The sequence below is a fragment of the Desulfobacula phenolica genome (genome assembly GCF_900105645.1).
Lineage (GTDB): Bacteria > Desulfobacterota > Desulfobacteria > Desulfobacterales > Desulfobacteraceae > Desulfobacula > Desulfobacula toluolica.
In genome coordinates this window covers 316,394-338,282 of record NZ_FNLL01000003.1, presented here as the reverse complement: position 1 = coordinate 338,282, position 21,889 = coordinate 316,394, and the positions used below count along the sequence as shown (strand labels likewise).

The window sequence follows — 21,889 nt, the reverse complement described above, 5'->3', positions numbered from 1 at the left end:
AACTCCCTAATAATGCCTTAATGCATCTGTAATAACAAGATTGGAGGCCTTAAATGCAGGATAAAAAGATGAAACCACAGATGCGGATACGGATATAATCATTGACGAGCCCAAAAGGCCGGGCACGACTTTAATAAAGGCAGTCCATCCGACCGTTGCACCGGGCGGCGGCGGCATTGGAATCCCGAAAAAAGAGATGATCCATGCAAGTATTGTCCCGGCTATAATCCCTGTAATCCCCCCTAAAAGGCCGAGTATAAACCCTTCGGCCAAAAAAAGTTTCATAATATCAATTTTTTTATATCCCATGGCCATAATGGTTCCAATTTCCCGGGTCCGTTCCCATATTGCCATATTGATAGTATTAAAAATACTTAAAATAACAATAATTGTAATGATAAGTTTAAGTATAAAAAACTGTCTGCCGTATAATTCAACGGTTTTATTGTAAAAATCCGCCAACTGACTCCATACTCTTATTTCAAGTTCCGTGTCCATTGACCAAATCGTTTTCAGGATCTGTTCTTTAACCGCTAAAGTATTTTCTGTTTGATCCAGCAACACAACCAGTGTCTGGACACCTTCGGTTCGAATGAGTTTTTGAGCCATATCAATTGGAAGTCTCAAGGCCCGGTCGTCAAATTCCTTGGAAGCCGTAAAAAAAACGCCTTTCACATTCATGTCAAAAGCGTTCAATGATCCGCCCACCGTATTGGTTAATAATACAAGAGAATCACCTGGTTTTGCCCCGATGTTTTTGGCCAGGCCTCTGCCTAAAATCATATCAAACCGGTCATTTTTTGTAAGATTTGATCCCTCCTGGATGGCGAGACCCGTGCTTGCGTCCTTAATATTTTCAATCTTATTTAAAATCAACTCTCCTTCCGGATCAACCCCCTGGCAAAAGACGGATACCGTATTGTCGCCAGTACTGATCATTCCGGAAAAAGAAATTCTCGGGGTTATAAGTTTTACATGATCCAAAGGGACAATCTTCTCTGTCACGGTATTGGGTTCCTCAATCAAATAGTCGAACGGTGCGGATGATCCGTGATCATTATATCCTTTGCTGTAAATTTGAATATGTCCCAAATGGCTGTGAATGACAGCCTCTCTCATCTGCATGAACGTGTCTTCAAAAAATCCGCCGGCAATGATAATGGACACAGAACCGAATGCAATCGCTGCAAGGGTTATCAATGTCCTGATTTTATTTCTAAAAATATTTCTTACTGCCAGTTTAATGCTTATGGGAAAATTCATTTTTTAACCTGCCCGGGTGAGTGGGTTCCACGACGCGGCCGTCGGTAATTCTAATTATCCTGGAAGCCATCTGCATGACTTTTGGATCATGGGTTGAAAATATAAACAGGGTATTGCTATCTTTATTTATGCTTTTCATAATATTCAAAACATCTTCACCTGTCTTCTGATCCAGGTTTGCCGTGGGTTCGTCCGCAAGGATAATCCGGGGTTCAGTGACCAGGGCACGAGCTATTGCAACCCTTTGGCGCTGCCCTCCGCTGAGCTCATCCGGTCTGTGTTTTACGAATTTTTCAAGCCCTACGCTTTGTAAGGCATAAAAGACACGATCAAAACGTTCAGTTTTGTTTTTAACGGTTTTCAATAAAGGGTATTCCACATTTTCACAGGCTGATAAAACAGGTATCAAATTAAAGGTTTGAAAAATAAAGGCTAATTTCGCCAGCCTGATATCGGCAAGTTTGTTGGATGAAAAACCCGTGACAATCTCGTCGTCAATCTTGATGATTCCTTTGGTCGGTTTATCAATACAGCCGATCAGGTTGAGCAAAGTTGTTTTCCCACTTCCGGACGGTCCTGCAATGGCAAGAAATTCACCTTCAAAGGCTTTAATGCTGATATCTGTTAACGCCTGAACTTGTGTCTTTCCCAATAAAAAAGTTTTTGAAACATGTTCTGTTTTAACGATTGTTTTCATACCTGCCTTAAAAAATCTTTCACATTTTTCCGTTTTGTAAAATGTTTGATTTCCCGACCAAAGCCGACCCTGAAAAGCATAACCTGGCCATTGCTCAAGTTAAATCCGGGAAAAAGATTTAAATAATATTTTTTCACTGAATCAAGCAGGCGGATATGTTTTGGTAAGAATTCATGTTCTTTTTTAAAGGCAAATCGCATAAAGAAAAGAGTTGCTGCGGTCATGGGCTGCACATGATACCCATGGCGCGTCAATTCGAGCCATACCCTTTGAAGGGCTCTTCCACCGGCTAAAAAATCTTTATCCGTCATTCCGCCAACGGTCAGCAGCATAACGGCAGATGAATTGATGATACCTAGGTATGAATGCATTGCAACCAGTCGGCCAATCCCTGTTTTATTTAAAAAATTCATTACCTGCCAGGGTTTGGTGAATTTTAAAAACTGTTCTCCGGCAAACCCTGCTTGAAGATTTTTTAACGGAAGCCCGTCATTGCTCTCATTAATTTCACGCGAACTAAATCGGATCATTTTGTTTAAATGCTCATGCAAAGGGCGATGTTCAGTTCTGATACGATCAATTTGATAAATAATACCGGCAAGCTTCTTTAACCCGTCCTTTCGCGCTACAACATGAAGTCTTGTCTCTGGAAAACATGAAATCGCCTCCCTGCAATTTCGTAAAACATCACCTGAAATATTTTCCTGTCTGTACATGGTTCGATTGGTGTGACGTTTCCATATACACTCATACAAAGGATCATTTTGGGCCTGCCCCGGATGAAGTGCAATAGATCCGCCAACACCTGTTTCATCAGAGAAATATTCAATATCAGGTTGAAAGCCGATCTGACCGGATGCAATCCGTATGTTTTCAATAACCGCTCCACAGGAGATCATGGAAGCAATTTGATTGACATTAAAAAAAGATCTGTCTACATCAGGATCAAGAAAAACAAATATTTTATTTTCAGATATGGAAAATTTCCAAGGTTGAGAATTGTCACCGGAAGGAGCCTGAATACCGGCCTTTAACAAAAAATATTTCACATCATCAGGCAGAGTATCGCGGCCTGGATAAAAAACCTTCGGCAAAGGTGGCGGGCTTTGTTTTTGAACCCCTTTGCCTGCTTCGAGCAATCGTTTTACAATGCTCATTTTTATTCTTTGAACCGGGTTTCGGTTCCCAAAATATAATTTACCTTTGCTCAGCTTCATAAGATACGGATCAAACTGAAAATAATAAGGAACAGGTTTAAGGCCCTTTCTGTTCAAAATAATCCGAAGCGCTTCTGTTCCAGCCATGCCGGCACATAGTTGACAGGCGACATTAAGCGAAGGGCCAGCCATTTTTTCAAAGTCAACCTTTGAAAAATCCATGTATTGAACATGTGTAGGTCTTGGGGCCAAGCCCAGCGCAAAAGACAAAAATTTGTCTTCCGGTTGCATATTATCAACAATATTAAAGTATTCATCAAATCCCATCCCACGATCAGGCGCAAATATCAAAAGTGCGGAACTGAATCCCATGGGGCCTGCCGTAATAACATAAACACCTTTTTGCCGTGCTTTCTTAAAAAGCAGCCTGCGAAGATCAAAATTAAAGAAATCAAGTCCGTCAATAACAACATCAACGTCCTTTAAAAACCCATCCATATTGTCAGAATTGATCCCTTCGGAAAATGTATTGATATTGATATACGGATTTATTAAAAGCGCCTGTTCTTTCATGACATCCAACTTGGATCGGCCATATGACGATGTGTTAGCACCATATTGACGATTGGTGTTAACAGGTTCAAATATATCAAAATCAGAAATATTAAAATTTCCAATCCCGGATCTGACCATGGTAATCAGATGAATTCCGCCAACCCCTCCCATACCGGGTATGGCAACCCTTGAATCTTTTAATTTTTTTTGTTCTAAAACAGTCAGCAAACCTATATTTCTGGAAAAGGCGATTTTATAATATTCATCTTTTGTATGAATATCATTTTTCATTAAACCGGACTTAAAATTTGAATTTTCAGACATGATTGAATCCTGCCAAACAATTGACCAAACAACTTTTTGCCGAACATGGTCATTTTATATTTTTTTTTAGGCTGATCTTGAACAACTATTTTAACAAACAGCTTGACAAAACATGGGGAAAATAATTACTCTTATCATATTACCCCTAATTGCTTTATATTTCAAGACAATTTACTTTCAAAACAGGATCTTTATTAATGATTGATAAAAGTGTTCAATACGGAAAATTCCGATTCGGACTGGTGGAAGATAATAATGTGTTGAAAGATAGTTTTCGCATGCGGTATGAAGTCTATGTTCAGGAATTTAGATTTGAAAAAGCAGCAGATCATCCAGGCGGACTTGAAAAAGATGAATATGAAAATGATTCGATCCATTTTGTCTGCCTGAATGAAAACGATTCCGTGGTGGGTACAATCAGGCTGGTATTTGATTCGGACAAAGGATTTCCCATCGAACATGCCGTTAAAACAAATTTTATAGGCACAAAACCGGACAGGTCAAAAATTGCTGAAATTTCAAGACTGACGGTGAGCAAGGATCTTAGGAGAAGAAAAGAAGACGGGATGTATGGCGTGGAATCTTATCTTAAAAGAAAACACGGCGGGGTATTGCCGGATGACGGGTCCATCCCCGACGGAATGCAGGGAAGGAAAAACCCGATCATTGTACTGGGACTCTACCAGGTCATGTACCACGAAAGCCGGAGACGCGGTATAAGTCACTGGTATATGATCACACAGAAAAAAATATTTTATGCCCTGAAAAAATATGGATTTATATTCCACAGGATCGGAGAGTCCGTGGAATATCATGGTGAAAGAATCCCCTATCTTGGAATTGTTGATGAAATTGAAAAAAACTTGCTGAAAAATGATCCTGATATGCTGAACATAATGCTGGCAGGACTTGAAAAGCAATATCATCCTTCCCTTGAAATCCATCAAAATAAAAATAAATAACTATTGTTTTACATTCAAGCGGATGTTTTATTCATTGAATTTTCAAGGTCCTGAGAATTCAAGACATGAGTTAATAAAAATATTTTTATTGAGGGGATGCTCGGTTTTTCATATTCACCCGGTATAACGGGTCTCCAACCAGCACCATTTTCCAGGACAGATAAGGTAAACTTATAAAATATGCCTCCGCAAGTGTTAAATATCCTTCCGTCAAATATTTAAAAAATATTTCAGGGACCGCAAATGCCTGGACATAAGGTTCATCGACCGGTCCAATGGTTGCGCAAATGCCGTCCTCCAACATCTTGACACACCAGTATTTGCCGCTTCTGAGCGACTGGCATTCCTGGCTGGCAATATGATATCCGACAGATCCCGGTTGCCAGTCAAACGCATCAAGGTAGTTTGCAAGTCTGTACCACCCGCAGTAAAGAGCGGCTTCAGGGCAATCACCCGGCTGGAACAAATCTTTTTTATCATCCTTTGTCACATGAATGATCTTTTCTTTTTCAAGAAAATCCGCTGCCCTATGTATGGATTTATCGTAAAATCCATACCCGGAAGCCTTTTTTTTTTCGGAATTTTTCCACCTGGCATCAAAATATGCCCTGCCCTTTAATCCTTCTTTCTCAGCACTAATACCGTCATCAATAATGCGTTTCACTATTCGTGCAGAAGGCCCGTCCAGCCGGGAAGTTATCAAAACATCCCATCGCCTGGTATGGAATTTCTGATGTTTGAATCCCAGAAAATACGGATTGGGAATCCACATATTCAAATTATAATCATCTGTTTTTACCAGTGCCAGTTCGGAATCAAAAGAGGCGGAACTGTCCGTCCTTTGCTTGAACTGCTTTATCTGATTTCGGATGTTTGATAGTTGTTTTTTTAATGTTTTTTCCAGTTCCTCGTCTGGAAATTGTTTTTTATCAATCTGTTTTAAAATCGTTTCTTTTTGATCGTCAAGTTCGGCCAGTTGCAATTTTTCTGCGTGGGATAAACCTTTTGGCCCTATCTTCAAGGGCAGTCCGAACATGCTTACAATACATCGAATCTGCCTGTTCTCTTCTTTTTCAAGATGCTGCCTGACCGGCACAACCACTTTTTTGTCATAATTTTTCCTTGAGATATACTCCTTGTCTGTCACCCACAACTGTAACAGATTCTTTTCAGGTATCTTTCGTTTATCCATATAATATGCTGCCAGCCCATTGCTTTTTGCTGCATTCTTGTTTGCCAAAACAAGGATCTCGTCAGGTTCAATGGCATAAACAGGTATTATACAAGAAGCCACAACAAACAGTGTTAAAAAAAAGTAGAATTTATTCATTTTTTCTTATTCGATAAACTGTTACTGAATCAAAAAGTGTAAAAATCATCCCATGATTTAACCTATCTTTTAGGGATAAAAGGTCCCAACTGACTGCCGGGATCAGGATGCCCCCAATAATTCCAGGCTCCGTCATAAACATAAACCCTAAACCAGAACTCCTTTCCGCTAAGAGATTCCAGATCAATCCGGAACCGGCTGGAATTTGTTCTGTCAAAGGCTAAAGATCTATATTCTCGATTATCAACAGATGTATAGACTTCCACCCTGTCAATTCCTGAAATATCACTGGTTGTTACATTGAATTCAACGAACCGGGAACAGTTTCCAGGTAAAGTTCCTGTTATTTTTACAGCTGGTTTGGTAAGTTCATCAAAAAATGTCCCGTCGTGGGTTCTTTTGGCAAGACCTATGATAGCTGATTTGTAACCGACCGGGCAGCAATCCCTGTTTCTCGAACTTCTGGCAATAGAGTGTTCAAACGGTCTAAAAAAATGTGAGCAATAGGCAGCTCCCTCAAATGGCGGGTTTTTGACAAGATCCTTCCATTTTTCATTGCTGTCTCTGTCATGAGCATTTGCCATGGTATAGGTATAATTTTGTAGGGCACACCGGGGAGGAGACATGTATTCATCTTTCATGATCGGTCCGTTATAAGGACGAAGATTTCCAAGGACATGGACGGATAATTCATGAGCCAGGGTATAATAATTCCTGGCTTCCAGCCTCAATCTGACAAAATGCCAACTCGTTTCGTTCCAGCCGGATTCATTTTGTATGATGATATGAATCTTCCTGCATGTCCGGCTGTTACCAAAATTACAATCATCCTGGGTATTGATCAGGCTTAAAATCCGAGCATCCGTTTTTATGTATCCGTCATGATCGTATTGATCATCCACCCGGAACACATCAAACCGCTGCTGGTGGTCGGCAAAAAAATTGTTCTGCCATAATTTTTTCAGATTGGCCGCCACCTCATACTCAAACCGGTCTGCACTGTCAGGCTTGAATCCTGAAGGAATGAAGATGAGTGACAGCTTATGTGCATCCGTGCCTTTGTGCAATTGAACCGCATGCCATGAAAAAACATTGTCGGCTGTCAGGATAGAAAAAACAAGGGAACAGACTACCCAGAACAACCAGTGTTCAATATTTCGGTAAAATTTCAATTTTCCGTGCCTTTGAGGTATAAAATAAAAGGGTCCCGGAGCCTGACGACCGTATTGTTTTATTTTCCCGGCTGTCAGGCATGAAAATGGTCACAATGAATTCTTTATCCGGTTTCATACCGGTCAACAGATGGGACATCTGTTTGTTTGACTGAATCGGGTATGTGATTTTCCGGTAAACAAATTCCGTAATGTTTGAAAACAGGAGTACCCAGTGATCCACAAATAAGCCTTTCATGGTGTTGTCATCCGTCACAAGTTCAACAGGGTCTGGAAATTTATTATTTTTCCTGTCGCAGGGATACAAAAAATGCAGAAAGCTGTCAAATTCGTTTTGGTTTTTCGGATACACTTCAATCCGCCAGTTGCCAGGTTCGACATGCGTGCCGTCATGAAAAAGCTGAATCATTTTTTTTATGCCCGGACTCTGATTTTGTCCATCCACCCAGAACCGGTGTGAAGACGATAAGATTTTCAGTCTGAAAAAATCGCCTTTAACAGGTCTCCCGACCCAGTTTTGACCTGGAATGAAAAGAGATTCGGTATTTGATAAAAAATATTTTTTTTTAACGGAGCCTGAACCGTCCGGCCCTGTAACAGATCCACGAACCTTGAACCTATCAGAATCCAGGAACTCTATATGCCAGGTTTCTTTTACCGCCTTATCCGTTGCAATGGTGCTGCTGACACGGCTATATCCATCATTAATAGACGTTTTTAAAAGGGCCGTTCCTTTATTATCCGAATTTGGAAATATTTTTGATACCCGGGCTGATCCGCCGATCTTTTCTATTAAAAAATCATTTCCAAACAGGGTCTTGCAGACCAAAGACCCTTCCAGATGATTGATTCTTACAGACCCGGCATTGTAAATTTCCCTGTGGCCTGCTGTTTCAACCTTCAAAGGACGATTTTCCAAAACAGGTTCCCCAATACTGTGAAGCAGCCATTTCTTTTTATATCCACGGTCCAGTGACCGGATCCTGTCAAAAACAACCAGGTATTTGCGGTCAAGAAAAACCATCGCCCTCTGGGACAATTCCATTTTAGGACGGTTGCCCAAAGCAGAGAACTTGTTGTTATTATAGGCATCTGTGGCATCTCCGAAAACATAGGTATATTGGTCAGTTGTCTCGAATTCCTTTATGTCGCCTGTTTCAAAATGATGCTGATTATTTTTTCGCCACACATATTTATTCCAGGTAAAACAGGATTCCGCACTGCCGTATTTCGGCATGATATAACAATTGCGTTGCCCTCCCCATTCCTTAATATACCCCTTTTCATTGGGAATTCCGAACCGGTAAGCCACCGATTCCGGGATCCACCTTGTTTCACCGGGCTGGACCAGGAGTATGGTATTTGAACTGATGGACGGCCGATAGTAAAATTGCATATGCCTGCTGAAGTAGGAATCATAAAAGCCGCTCTGGATGGCAAGCCGCCCGTTTCGATAGATTGTAAACGAATTCTGGTTCTGAAACTGGTGAGACCAGAAATAATCCCCGCATTTGAACTCAACAATTGTATCGTTTTCCCCCCACCCGCTTCTCATTTGGACGTATCCCATCCCTTTTCTTCCCCATAGCTTTGACAGGGGAAGGGTATTCTTTTTTTTTCCCCGTGGAAAATTTTCAGGCAGGGCATAAAGATATTGCCAAATTCCCAGTCGCCATCCCTTCTCGTTTCTCCAACGGACATGCTCAATAGCGTACGGATCTTTTAAGGCACGGGCAAGCAGAAGAAGGGTAAAGACACCGCCTTTCTGGCCGATCGTGGCACTAAATCCGGATGTGTCCACCGGCGTCCGGTCCGGGTACATGGTGTAGATAAGATAGTAAAGATGATTTTTCAGCCAGTCCCCCTGCTCTTCCCGGATCAGTTTATACAAATTTTCTTGAGTGGCACCGGACCACAGTGCAACAAACTCAAACAGTTTTGCACAGCCCTGGGCATAGTAGACCCAGCCTCCCTGCCATGCTCCGTCATTGGCCTGCCATGCCGGGAACAGGTTGTTTTTTGCATATCCTCGGGCCATGGCCATCAGGCGGTCGGCCTCCCTTCTGTGACCGGCCAGAGCAAGTCCGGCAGCGGCAATATCCAAGAAAGGAGAATACCCCATATGATTCCAGAGAGTTGAACGTTCCTGGCCCATTTGAATAGCCTTTTCAGCCCATTGGAGGATTTTATTTTCAACTACTAGCTTATCACTGCCGGTGAAAAGCTTACAATTGTACATCCAGTCGTAAAGCACAGCCAGTTCCGTAAGTTTACCGGGCCAGTAAAAATCGGATGTTTTCATACTGTCTATAACGGATTTGGCAAGGTGTTCATCTTCGGTTAAAAGATACCTGAACGCCCATTCCATTCCCGGTTTAGGGTTCCAGGGCTTTCTATTGACAAATGCTTTCAAGTCTCCGTATTCAGACTGCTGCCTGAGTTCCTGAAGACTTGGGCCATGGGACCAGGGCTTGGGCCTCATGAAAAGCCTGGGATGCTCCGGCAGAACATCGGGCAGATCATGTAACGGCAATGCCTCCCTGGCATAGGATGTATGGAATTCTTTTGATCGTATTTCTGCAGAGACAAGATAGATGCCGGACACTATCAACAGAAAGACCCATATAAAAAACTTCTTTTTCATTTTTTCCCGACCGAAAAATTTAATATTTTTCCGGCTCCCATGGTGATATAATTTTTCCCGTAAGCTGCCTTAAAAAACGCCTTCACTTTTTCATCCGTGCAATGGGCCGGACCCACCTTTCCAACACCCAGCGATTTAAATTGTTGAATAATTTTAAACATTCCTTCGGTCGTTCCAGGCATGGAATGGAAACCACCAATCACGAGGTAAACCGGGCGGTGCAGCAATTCTTTAGACCTGCTTATGATATTTATTATCCCGGGATGGGAACAGCCCGCAATTATAATTAACCCAGGCGGCGTATTGATTATCAAAGCCTGCTCTCTAATCCCCTTACCCATCGAACCGGTTAAAAATAACCCCTTACCGATTTGCATGGGTTTTTCCACAATTAAATTTTTTATTCCAAGCGCTTGAAACTGCTGCTGCATTTCCGGCATTGCTTCCGGCAAAAAAACCGTTGCATTGGATTGTATTCCCAGGACGGGGAACAGCCCACCGGTATGATCTTCGTGAAGATGAGAAATTACGATGGCATTAATTGCTTTCAAATCAATTTTAAGCTTACTTGCGTTTGAAAACAAAATCGTCCCGTCCTTCCCCGTATCAAACAAAATCTTTTTCCGACCGGCTGTTACAAGGCAAGAAAAACCCCAATCCGCTGTAACGCCTTCCATATATGGTGAATTGTCATATGCAATCGTGAGGCCAAGCCCGCCATAAGCCGACACAGCATCCCACAGGAAAAAAACAACAACTGTAATTCTTTGTATAATTTTAATACGACCCCCTAATTCCATTGCAGACATATGCGAGAATCAAAACCCTTTTTAAGTACCTTTTTTAAAACCTTTCCAGGGTTTCAGAAACACCACGGTTCCCAATACTGCACCGACACTATTCAAATATATGTCAAAAAGTCCGCCATAACGTCCCCGGACAAAAGACTGGTGGATCTCATCAAGGCCTCCATATAAAATTGTAATAATAAGGCCACAAAATATTGCTGATTTCGAGATCTGTTTTGAGGCATAAAAAAATCTCAACCACAGAAAGGCAAGCGCCCCGTATAAGGGAATATGGAGAAAATTTTGAATTTCAGGATCAAGATTTGTTAAAAATGCAATGTTATCCGGTCCGCCGTCCATGGGTATGGAAGATTCAATAAAAATCACCACCATTAACAAAACAGGCCAGACCCAATGAATATTTCCTTTATCCTTGTTTAATCCCTGCATCTTTTTTTCTTTTGGCAAGATACGACTTAAAATGCCGGGTTTTATTCCATTTTCCAAAAACTTTTTTGAAATTTTCCAAACTAAAAGGAGAATAGGTGTTTTTGACGCTCAATTTAAGGTTATACAGATCCAGATCAATGACATCAGGAAAACAGCAGGGCTTACCCGTTTCAGTCAAAAGTTTAATGCTCTCACTCACGATCATGGCACCGGCGATATTTGTCACAAAATTCAATGTGGCACCCGTTTCAGATCCGTGCATGAATCCGGCATTGAATTCAGACAGTTCTTTTTTATTCATTTGGGCCAAATCTTTACGCCCCTTAAATTTTTTTTTATCCCGAATGGTCTCAAGAGCAAACCATTTATTGGGTTTCCTGTAATCATAAATTTGAACCCTGCAACCGATGATGGTGCTGAAACCGTTTACCGCAGGAATCTTATATTTTTTCGCAGCCCGATAAAACAGTTGGCAGGAAGGACTGTCGGCCGTTTGAATAATGATGTCCGCACCGTCTAAAAATCGATTCACATTCTCATTATCCACAGGATCTTTAACAACCATGTCGATTTTGGCATATGGATTAATTTCTTTAATTCTTTCTGCGGTAACATCCGCCTTGTATCTGCCCAAAGTGGATGATGAGGCAAACAGCTGACGATTCAGGTTGGAAGGCTCATATACGTCCATATCAAGGAGGCGGAATCTTCTGATTCCCCATCTGGCAAGAAGTTCCGCAGTTATTGCACCGACACCGCCAAAACCTGAAATCGCAAAAACCGTATTCCGTATTTTTTCAATGGCATCTTCGTCATAAAAAAGAGCTGTTCTTTCAAGCATTCCCGAGATGTATTCTTCTTTTTTCATCCTCACATTTCCTTGTTAAATGCCCCGACTTTGGAAACAACATATCTGTATTTTCCGGATGCATCCCGGGGTATGGAATCGGTCAGGGTAACCCGCACATCCACTGAATCTCCCATCCGTTTTTTAAACCCCGTTACGATACGTTGTTCACCATCTCCAGGATAAAGATTATCATGAATTTTCAAAAGAACCTCTATGTCATCAACACTGTGCTGAAGGATCTTGAATTCATCAACACCTTCAATATCTCTCACCACATATATCACAGACAACGCATGCTGCCACCGACCGTCCGGTGTTACGACAAAATCGGTGGTTCGTCCCTGAATATTCTGAACAATGCTCCATGTGCGGCCGCATGCGCATCCGGATTCTCCAGGCTGAGCCACATCTCCGGTTCTGTATCGGACAAACGGCATCCCCCACGCATCAAGATGGGTCAAAACCACCTCGCCGTCTTCACCCGGCCCGACATCTTTTCCGTCTTTCAGGTATTCAATAATATAATTGGAATCAACCACATGATATTTTCCTTCTTTGCACTCCTGGCAGACAAATCCACCTTCCCTGCTGCCATAGCAATCCACAACGGGAACACCTCCGAAATACAGGCCGATTGATTTTCTCTGGCCATCATAAAGAACCTCGGCAGTGGAAAAAACCACTTTTATTCCTTCATTCGCAAGATCATATCCCTTTTTGCCGGCCATCTTACAGAATAGTGCAATCGTGGATGGATAGCCAAACACACACTTGGGTTTAAATTTTTTTATTTTTCTTACCATGTCGGGTATCTGTTGTTCTGATATTTCAAATGCACTGATCAGCAAATCATTTGTGATTTTATCCCTGAAATCTTTTAATTTATCCTGTTTTGTTATTTCCAGGGGCGATCCCCACAGATAAAGCTCCTTGTCCCCGACATCCACATCCCACCATTGATGGGTCAAAGCCCTGGCAGCGGCATCATAGGCCTGCCGCCTCCTGTCAAAATAAAACACAAGGGGTTTGCCGGATGATCCGCCCGTATTGTATCGGTGAAGACCGCCGGGAGAATCATTCCATTTCATGTCCTCAAGATTCTGACGAATCTCCTCCTTGGAAAGCAGCGGCAACACCTTTATTTCTTCAATACATTTCATTTTTTCAGGATCAAAACCGGCAGCTGCAAACCGTTCAGCATAAAAAGGGATGTTCTTTTGAGAATGCATCAAAAGTTCTTTTAGTTTTCTAAATTGAAGTGCCTTTATTTCTTTTTCAGGCAAATATTGCTCTTTTGAAAGCTGATCAAGGAATTTAAAGGTGTCTCTGCCCAAAATTTTTTCATGAAGCGGAAAAATGAGATGTTTAACAATTTTATTATACATGGTTATCTCCTTTACAAAAACCGCCTTCTCCACAGTTCAAACATAAAGATATTCCAAATTTGTGAGGAATGATCATTCATACCTTTCAAATGATCCTCCCATAATTTTTTAACATATTTAATGCTCAAATATTCACCAACATTATTTTTACTGTCAAAAAGCGCAGCCTGAACATACCCCCTCAAATTTTGTCTGATCCATTGTGCCAGCGGCACGCTGAATCCCTGTTTTTTCCTGTAAAGAATATTGTGGGGCAGTCGTTTCTCATTCACTTTTTTCAGGATATATTTTGATTCCCGATGGTTCAATTTTAAGCCGGACGGAAGCGTGGCAGCAAATTCCATAAGCTTGTGATCAAGGATCGGTGACCTGACCTCCAGGGAATGTGCCATACTCATTCTGTCCACCTTCACAAGAATATCCTCGGTCATATACGTTTTTATATCAACATACTGTGCGGTTGTAACCGGATCAGGATTGGTATTTCGCCTGAAAAAAGGCTCAAATACGAAAAAAGACGAATACCCGTCAACCGCATTCTTCATATCTGAATTATATAAGAATTTCTTATTTTCCGGAGAAAAATAAAAAGACATATCCCTGTAGTATGCCTGCTCCATTGAAAGGGAAAGATTGGTTAAAAATGCCTTAAGCCTGAGAGGTCTGGGGAGAGCATCAATCCTTGGATATACGGATGCCATGCCCCGGATAAGAGTATTTCTGATAAAAGACGGAATTGTTTTCCTGATGTTATCTTCAAACCGATTCATGCCGTACCGCTGAACATATCCGGCAAAAGTTTCATCCCCCCCATCCCCTGATAAGGCAACCGTGACGTTCTGCCTGGTAATTTTTGACACATACCAGGTCGGAATGGCAGACGAATCAGCAAAAGGCTCATCAAAATGCCATACGATTTTATCTATCACATCAAGAGCATCCGTTGTTACAACTGCTTCCCGGTGATCTGTGCTGTACATTTTTGATACAATTTCTGCAAACTCAAGTTCGTTAAATTTTTTTTCACAAAACCCAATGGAAGAAGTCTTTACAGGCTTGCCGTCAAGCAATCCGGCCATGGAAGCCACCACGGCACTGGAATCCACACCACCGCTCAAAAAAGCCCCCAGCGGCACATCACTGACAAGTCTGATTCCGACAGCCTCATCAAACAATTCCGTCAATCGTTCAATAGCGGTTTCTTCCGTCATCCCGTGATCAAAACCGTTCATATTAATATCCCAGTATTCTTCTTCAGCGAATCCTTTGGAAGAACACCAGGCAATATGCCCGGGTTTGAGTTTTCGGATGCCTTTTAAAATACTCATTGGAGAGGGCACATATCCAAAGCTGAAATATGCATCAAGCGCCTTAAAATCCATTTGTCTTGAGATACCCGGCACCTCAAGAACGGCTTTGAGTTCAGACGCAAAGACAAATTTCTTTCCATCATAACAATAGTACAGAGGCTTTTTGCCGACCCTGTCCCGTGCCAGAAAAAGGGCTTTCAATCTCTTGTCCCACAACGCAATGGCAAACATGCCCCGAAGTTTATTAACAAATGCCTGCCCCCACTCCACATAGGCATAGATAATCACTTCAGTATCACTTCTGGTCTTAAACCGGTGTCCTTTTTTCTCAAGAATCTTTTTGAGTTCCTGAAAGTTATAAATCTCTCCGTTAAAAACAACGGTGACCCGGCCGTCGCTGCTTGACATGGGCTGATCGCCGGTATTCAGATCAATGATGCTCAGACGCCGGTGCCCCAGACCGACACCCTTATCCACAAAGATCCCATCCCCGTCCGGTCCTCTGTGAATCATGGTGGTGTTCATGGCATGAATCAGTTCGGATGCAACCGGGTTGCCGTCAATATTAAATATTCCGCAAATTCCGCACATTCTTAATATAAATCCAATTGATCCTCTTTAGTGGTTGCAAGATTATCCAAAGGCCTTCCGCCTGATATCAATTTTAATTGATGCTTTTAAATGCTTCAGTGTAAAGATTTTCATATTCAAGCACCATCCGCTCAAGACTGAATCGTTGGATACATAGCTTAAGTGCGAATTCTCCGATTCTCCTGCTTGCTTCAGGATTTGCCAAACTCCAGCCGATTCTATCGGCCAAAGCTTCTACATCATTCAAATGCACCAGAGTTCCATTTTTTTTATCTTCAATAAGCTCTGTGTTGCCCCCGACATCGGTTGCAATGACATGCAAGCCGCAAGCCATGGCTTCCAGAATAGTGTTTGAGATGCCTTCCGCAACCGAAGGCAGGACAAACAGGTCAAAGGCTTGAAGGTAGTCGACAACGTTCTCCTGTTGACCGGCAAAAACAACATTTTTAAGATGTTTATCCCTCGCACATTGTTCAAGGCATTTACGTTCCGGTCCGTCCCCCACGAATACCATACAAAATGGTGAAGAAGCTGAATCAATCATTGACGATGCAGTCAAAAGCATCTCATAATTTTTTACCTTGTCCATTCGCCCCACCGAACCGATAACCATCGGAGAGGGATCAACCCCAATTTTGATTTTTGCAGCAGCCTTGTCCGGCGGCGGTAAAAATTTATTTGTATCCACCCCATTGATAATGGTGCATATTTTTACAGCCGGCACTTTCACCGTCTCATTCAGCCATTTGCAGATATCATTGGATACGGCCACAATTGAGATTGGTTTTAAAAACAATAATTTTCTAAAAAAATTCCGTCTTTTGTTTAACCCTTCCGGATCATTAAATTCTCTTCCATGTTCCCCATGTATGACAGCACCCGCATGCGCAAGAAGCGCGCCTATAATACCGTCTATGGTTCCATAATTTCTTGTATGGACTACATCCGGACGAATTTTTGCAATAATCTTGGCAAGCTTCAAGAAAACAAACCAATCTCTTTTTTTCACATTCAAAGAAATTATTTCAACGTCTTTTCTTAAAATTCTCTTATGCATCGGCCCCATGTCTCTGATGCAACAGATCGTATGATGAAAGCGATCTTGGTCCATGGTGTTAACCAAATTAACGACTCCGTTTTCAAGGCCGCCAATATTAAAAGAATCTAGGATATGAAGGATCTTTATGGGTCGATGCTTTTGTATGATCAATCCGGGATCGCTTTTTTTCATGGGGAAAAATATGCCTGTAACTGTTTATTAACACAAAACCGTTAATGTAAAAATGCTGATAAAAAATTTTGCCGATAAAGAGAGATTGAACCTTTTATGTCATCAAAGTTCAATACTTCATCCTTATAGAAGAAAAAGGCCCAAAATATTTTTGCCAGACGCAAAACAAAAAATTCACCGTTGGGATAATCCAAAGGCGTTAGTCTTCCGGAAACGGCATAAAACAGATATTTGAGCAAAGCCTGTTTGCTGGAAACTTTGTGATTTTGGATTTTATAATCTTTAAGATTCACCAAAGGTCCATATGCATTTAAAGCAAACATGGGTTCATCATATCCGCAGGAAAACACCTTGGCTGTGGTACCACCCAACCGCAAATTAATCTCCAGGAAAAATGCCTGTTGTGTTTTTGAATCATATAAAAATTCAAAATGGTAATTGCCCGTTATATTAAAAAGTTCAGTAAACGATTGACATTTTTTCAAAAGATCCGAATCAACTGTGACCGGCTTAAGGACAAGGGTAACACCTTCAAATTTACGCTCCACGATAAATGCCTCAACCCCTTCTGTTTTCCCTTTCATCGTTCTTGTCCCATGAATCACAAGATTGGGTAAATTCATGAACGGTTGAGCAATAACAGGCTCATTTATCGTTTCAAAATCATTTATTATTTTTCTTAACCGGCTGAGCGATGTTGCGATTTCAACCTTAAATGAGGGTTGAACAGATCCCGGCTGAGAGGGCCTGAGACAAAGGGGGAATGGAATGGAATGAAGTTCTTTCGTATTTTCAAAATCTTTGTCTATTAAACAAGTCGGCAGCATTTGAAAACCTGCATTTTTTGCAATTTCAATCTGTTTTTTTTTGGATAGGACCTTTCTGATTATTTCATTTGAAGCAGACCATATTGTAACGTCCGCTGGCAATTCACCCGCAATCTCATTAAGGCGGATGGATATTTTTTCATCAATGGCAATGATACCTGTTGCTTTAAATTTTTTTAAAAAATTCGTTATGATTTGCAACCCTTTATTTGAAAACATGCTATCTTGCTTTATCAAAATAGCATCTGACAAATATTTTGACGTTGGTTTTTTTTCCTGACCAGACACCACACAGATAAGACCGACCGGGTATCCTTGTTTTCCCCAGCTTCGAATGCATGCCAGAATCGGCGGACCAAAACGGCCTATAATAACGGGGCGTGTCTGTGAACAAAATTTTACCGGATTGTTTTTTCCCGTTTGAAAACATTTTGTTTTTTTCACTTTTCAGTCTCCAAAGACTGTTGTATCTGCTGGGTATTTCTATTCTATTTATCGATGAGTCTCATTGTCCGAGGATTGCTGACATGATGTGCCAAATTTCACACGATCCTATCAACAAGCTGCCACAGGCTGCGGTAGACCGACAAGGAACTTTTTACGGGATGCAGGGTATTTAACGTATTGGAACTCATTTTTTCCAGCTTGTCGGCCGACAACATATCAAAAGTTTTTACTTCAAATATGTCTTCATTTTTTTTAAAAAAATCCAAAAGTTTTTTAAAACGTCCCACCACATGGTTTCTGGGCCTGATTCGACTATATTGTACATCAAAGGGTTTAACAAAGCTAAAGGAATGTAACATAATGGTGATACAATATGGCCCGCTTTTTGTTGCGGTCATAAGGACATCCCGAATCTCTTCAAAGCCTGCCCCATTGATATCCATTGGTTTTTTACGGGAAGCAAGACCCGGTAGTTGCTCTTTGAAACAGGTAATCGGGATTTCCCATACCCCGTTTACAGGGGCAATATCGTTAATATCCAGTTCCGGCATCAGGCAGGACTTCCCTATATATGCGGCATTATAAGAACTGTCCACCAGAAAACCGTTCCTGTTCAGCGCCGTTAATGTATTAAAATCTGCTCCAAAACACCCGGCTCTAAATGCAACGGGATTGGAAACGCCATAGGATATAAGGATTTTTCTTGCCTCCTTGATCATCTCAATTTGATTTTTTAACGGATACTGACCAATCAGATCTGAAAATTTCTTTCCGGCGATGTCGCCAGTGGTAAAATTAAGATAATTGGGATGAAGATGCAATTGAACATCATGTCCCCGTTCAATTATATATTCACAGACACGGCGGCTTTCATCTTCTCCAAAAAAATACTTGTTAAACACTTCAAGAAAGAAAGTGAGTTTGATGCTGCATTGATCCGCCATATCCATCATAAGGGATATACCATAAGCATTTTCACTTTTGCGGCAAAAAATTCGTCTGTCAGCACCGACCGGATGTTTACGGGGATCAGAAAATGCGCCGCCAATGCTGGTTTCAGTGTCCACTGTTATAAACACACTTATCGGTGGATTCGACATAATCTCCTTTAAAAAAATCAACACCAATTATAACAACTCAAACAGAACCGGCTTTATTTTTTCCCATGAATAGGAATATATTTCTTTTCTGGCGTTTTTCGCCAACGCATTTGCCTTTTCAGGGAATTGTAACAATTCAATGGTTTTATCAGCAAGTGCCTGGCAGTCATCATCCTTGACCAGGATACCTGTCTTACCATCCTTTACCATATAAGGAATACCGCCGGGGCTTGTTGTAACGACAGGCAATCCGCAGGCAAACGATTCCAGTATGGTGCCGGGCAGGTTATCGACTTTTGAGGCATTGATAAAAACATCGTACTTTTTATAGTAATTTTGAATCTTGGAATGCTCAACACGGCCATAAAACGTTACACAATCCTTTAAATCCAATTTCGTTACAAGCCTTTCCAGATCGCGCCTCCGGGTTCCATCCCCCACGATTCCAAGTCCGGCATCCGGATATTCATCGTGAATCAGATTAAAGGCTTGAATCACACACTCCACATTATATATGTCTTCAAGGCTTCTCGTAACAATAAACTTAGGCTGGATAACCTTTCTGTCCATGTATTGAAACTGATCCAGATCTGCTATGTTGGGCACCAGAACAGGGTCAATGTCAAAAAACTCTTTAAACACGTCCTTTAAAAAACCGGAAGGTGCCGTAAACGTATCGACCTGATAAAAAACCGGTGCCAATAATTTTTTATATTTTTTAAAAAACTCCCTTGCACCGCCCCCTCTCACACTGAGAATAACTCGTTTTTTCCGCAATTTTATCAAAATAAGGGCCGGGTACGTCACCCAAAAGAAAAAATCAAAGAACCCCGTAAAAAAATAAACTACACTTGTACGGTTTAAAGCACTATTTAAATTTTTAAGAAAAAAAAGAACCGTTGCTATGGTCCGAATACCTTTAAACCTGGAAAGAAATGCCAAGGGTGGGGGGATATCCGCGTTGGTTTTAACCGCAACGACATCGTATCCGCTCTCTTTGAGAAGCCGACCCATCTTCTGCGCCTGAATCGCCATTCCTCCCAACGGCGGGGGATATGGGGACACAATGCAGATGGTTTTTCTTTTATTCATCAAATCTTTTCTTTCTACATAATCTGGCGGCATGGATCATTAGAAACATAGTTAACACATTATAAATATTGTAAAATAGTTAAAAAATTTGATGAAAACCAATATTAATTTTTTTAATATCGACTATCTATCAATTTAGAAAAGGAAAAGGCTTTACAATTACAGACATTAAATACTCTTATCAAAAAAAATATTACTGGTATTGAAGATAACTTTACCATTATTGAAATAAAAGGAAACTCAATTGAAATATTGATATAAAAAAAGAAAAGAAAACTTCCGAGCATGATAATTTTAAACAGTTCCAAGAACTCAAGTTTAATTTTATATAACCGTTGTGAAACAAACAATGTAATGGCAGCAATGCTAATTGTTGAAATCAATATAGCGAATGCTGCTCCAAGCTCTTTCAAGTGCGGCACAAGAAGATAATTCATACAAATGCTAATTAGCGCACCAAGCAAGGCAATATAGCTCAAATATGACGTTTTTGAATTGAAAAACATCCCCATTTGAAAGAAAAGATACATTGACTTAAAAACATACGAAAAAGCAATTATTGGAACCACCCTCCAAGCTGAAATAAATTCAGGGGCAGCCATAATTGCAATGGTGTCCTTAATAAATATTGACATAAACAATGCGGCAAACAGAACAAAAGCAAATAGATAAGTAAACATTTTTCCGAATTTAATAGCGGCATCTTCATCTTTTTTGATTTCATACATCTTTTGCTGCCATATTTGCATAAAAGGCTGAACAAGAAGCATACTGATCATAAATGCAAATTTATAACCAAGTGAATAAATTCCAACACTTTGAAGATCGCTCATATGGGTAAGAAAAAAACGATCAACATATGCATATACAAACAAACCCAATTCAGCAGGAATCATTGGTATGGAAAATGATAGAACTTGTTTTAATTTGTTAAATTTTAATTTAAAAGATACTTTATTTAAAAAAACACTGAAAAGAAGTATGTTATTAAAAACCCTTGCCGCAACACTTGCATATAAAATGCCCTCTATACCCAAGTTCAATATCGCAACCGCATAAATATTAAAGCCAAGATTAATCACAAGTGTAGCAAGAGAAATTAAAGTAAATATTTTTGATTTTTTTTCAGCCATTAGATATGTTTCAGGAACATTTGCTATTGTCGAGAAAAAAAAACTAACCACCATTAGCACCACATAAAAACTAAAATCTTCTGTTTTTAGAAAAATTAAAGAAATGGTTGGAGACAAAAGTGAAGTACAAACACAAAACAGTAAGCTTAATGAAAAAATAAATACTAATATTGTACAAATTAGTTCATCTTGTTCGATTTTACTTTTACATTCATTATAAAATTTAAAAATTGCCGCCGATATACCGCCCTGTATTACAATACCGGAAAGAGCGATGAACATTGTCAGCATTTCTACAACGCCGTAATCTTCAGGAGTCAAGAACCTCGTGTACAAAGGAATCAGCAAGAACCCTATTGCTTTGCTTGCCAGTCTTCCGAAACTGTATATGGAAGTGTGTTTAATTATTTCAGTAAGCGAATATGACATTTAACGCAAATGATACCTGATAGTAACTTTTTTATTAAAAGCTTTTTTCATTCTTTCGGTTACAGGACAAAAAGGGAAACCACCGGCTTTTTTCAATCTGTTGGTTCCCCCCTGTATCGCTCTTGCCTTCTTATAACCACTTCGATATAACC

17 protein-coding genes are annotated in these 21,889 nt (G+C 40.7%); 1 reads left to right on the top strand and 16 read right to left on the bottom strand.

All coding sequences use genetic code 11. The features are described 5' to 3' along the window. Positions 1 to 6: 6 nt before the first annotated feature. The 3 genes from BLT94_RS06450 to BLT94_RS06440 are packed head-to-tail and all read right to left on the bottom strand — an operon-like array spanning position 7 to position 3,996. A complete protein-coding gene (locus BLT94_RS06450) occupies positions 7 to 1,263 on the bottom strand; it encodes an ABC transporter permease (RefSeq protein ID WP_092231757.1) in 1,257 nt (418 codons plus the stop codon). Next, positions 1,241 to 1,960 (bottom strand): ABC transporter ATP-binding protein, encoded by a 720-nt coding sequence (locus BLT94_RS06445; protein ID WP_092231754.1) that lies wholly within the window; start codon positions 1,958 to 1,960, stop codon positions 1,241 to 1,243. Before BLT94_RS06445 ends, BLT94_RS06450 begins: the two co-directional genes overlap by 23 nt. Then, positions 1,957 to 3,996: a ThiF family adenylyltransferase gene (locus BLT94_RS06440; protein ID WP_245742990.1), complete on the bottom strand. Its 2,040-nt coding sequence runs from the start codon at positions 3,994 to 3,996 to the stop codon at positions 1,957 to 1,959. The genes BLT94_RS06445 and BLT94_RS06440 overlap by 4 nt, the downstream gene beginning before the upstream one ends. 197 nt (positions 3,997 to 4,193) lie before the next feature. Between BLT94_RS06440 and BLT94_RS06435 the strand changes: the two genes are divergently transcribed. Further along, complete coding sequence (locus tag BLT94_RS06435) at positions 4,194 to 4,958, top strand: PEP-CTERM/exosortase system-associated acyltransferase (RefSeq protein WP_092231751.1); 765 nt, start codon at positions 4,194 to 4,196, stop codon at positions 4,956 to 4,958. 85 nt (positions 4,959 to 5,043) lie between these two features. On the opposite strand, the gene BLT94_RS06430 is transcribed toward BLT94_RS06435, so the two are convergent. From BLT94_RS06430 to BLT94_RS06370, 13 genes are all read right to left on the bottom strand, one after another. Next, a complete protein-coding gene (locus BLT94_RS06430) occupies positions 5,044 to 6,288 on the bottom strand; it encodes a TIGR03790 family protein (RefSeq protein WP_092231748.1) in 1,245 nt (414 codons plus the stop codon). A gap of 62 nt (positions 6,289 to 6,350) precedes the next feature. Further along, positions 6,351 to 7,460 carry a hypothetical protein gene (locus tag BLT94_RS06425; protein WP_092231745.1) on the bottom strand — a complete coding sequence of 370 codons (1,110 nt, stop codon included), beginning with the start codon at positions 7,458 to 7,460 and terminating at the stop codon, positions 6,351 to 6,353. Beyond that, complete coding sequence (locus BLT94_RS06420; RefSeq protein ID WP_092231742.1) at positions 7,438 to 10,104, bottom strand: hypothetical protein; 2,667 nt, start codon at positions 10,102 to 10,104, stop codon at positions 7,438 to 7,440. Before BLT94_RS06420 ends, BLT94_RS06425 begins: the two co-directional genes overlap by 23 nt. Continuing rightward, positions 10,101 to 10,904, bottom strand: coding sequence for an MBL fold metallo-hydrolase (locus BLT94_RS06415; protein WP_175530291.1), 804 nt, complete (start codon positions 10,902 to 10,904; stop codon positions 10,101 to 10,103). Before BLT94_RS06415 ends, BLT94_RS06420 begins: the two co-directional genes overlap by 4 nt. A 30-nt stretch (positions 10,905 to 10,934) precedes the next feature. Next, positions 10,935 to 11,342, bottom strand: coding sequence for a VanZ family protein (locus tag BLT94_RS06410; protein WP_092231735.1), 408 nt, complete (start codon positions 11,340 to 11,342; stop codon positions 10,935 to 10,937). Continuing rightward, complete coding sequence (locus BLT94_RS06405) at positions 11,320 to 12,210, bottom strand: tRNA threonylcarbamoyladenosine dehydratase (protein ID WP_092231733.1); 891 nt, start codon at positions 12,208 to 12,210, stop codon at positions 11,320 to 11,322. Before BLT94_RS06405 ends, BLT94_RS06410 begins: the two co-directional genes overlap by 23 nt. A gap of 2 nt (positions 12,211 to 12,212) precedes the next feature. Next, complete coding sequence (locus BLT94_RS06400) at positions 12,213 to 13,577, bottom strand: phenylacetate--CoA ligase family protein (protein ID WP_092231729.1); 1,365 nt, start codon at positions 13,575 to 13,577, stop codon at positions 12,213 to 12,215. Positions 13,578 to 13,588: 11 nt separating this feature from the next. After that, positions 13,589 to 15,478: an asparagine synthase (glutamine-hydrolyzing) gene (asnB, locus tag BLT94_RS06395; protein WP_092231726.1), complete on the bottom strand. Its 1,890-nt coding sequence runs from the start codon at positions 15,476 to 15,478 to the stop codon at positions 13,589 to 13,591. Positions 15,479 to 15,551: 73 nt separating this feature from the next. Next, positions 15,552 to 16,709 carry a glycosyltransferase gene (locus BLT94_RS06390; protein ID WP_092231723.1) on the bottom strand — a complete coding sequence of 386 codons (1,158 nt, stop codon included), beginning with the start codon at positions 16,707 to 16,709 and terminating at the stop codon, positions 15,552 to 15,554. A 41-nt stretch (positions 16,710 to 16,750) separates the two neighbouring features. Beyond that, positions 16,751 to 17,980 (bottom strand): ATP-grasp domain-containing protein, encoded by a 1,230-nt coding sequence (locus BLT94_RS06385; protein ID WP_092231720.1) that lies wholly within the window; start codon positions 17,978 to 17,980, stop codon positions 16,751 to 16,753. Positions 17,981 to 18,078: 98 nt separating this feature from the next. After that, on the bottom strand, positions 18,079 to 19,083 hold the full coding sequence (locus BLT94_RS06380) for a polysaccharide deacetylase family protein (protein WP_092231717.1): 1,005 nt from the start codon (positions 19,081 to 19,083) through the stop codon (positions 18,079 to 18,081). Between the two features lie 27 nt (positions 19,084 to 19,110). Further along, positions 19,111 to 20,175: a glycosyltransferase family 4 protein gene (locus BLT94_RS06375; protein WP_175530290.1), complete on the bottom strand. Its 1,065-nt coding sequence runs from the start codon at positions 20,173 to 20,175 to the stop codon at positions 19,111 to 19,113. A gap of 113 nt (positions 20,176 to 20,288) precedes the next feature. Continuing rightward, complete coding sequence (locus BLT94_RS06370) at positions 20,289 to 21,737, bottom strand: lipopolysaccharide biosynthesis protein (RefSeq protein ID WP_092231711.1); 1,449 nt, start codon at positions 21,735 to 21,737, stop codon at positions 20,289 to 20,291. Positions 21,738 to 21,889 lie beyond the last annotated feature (152 nt).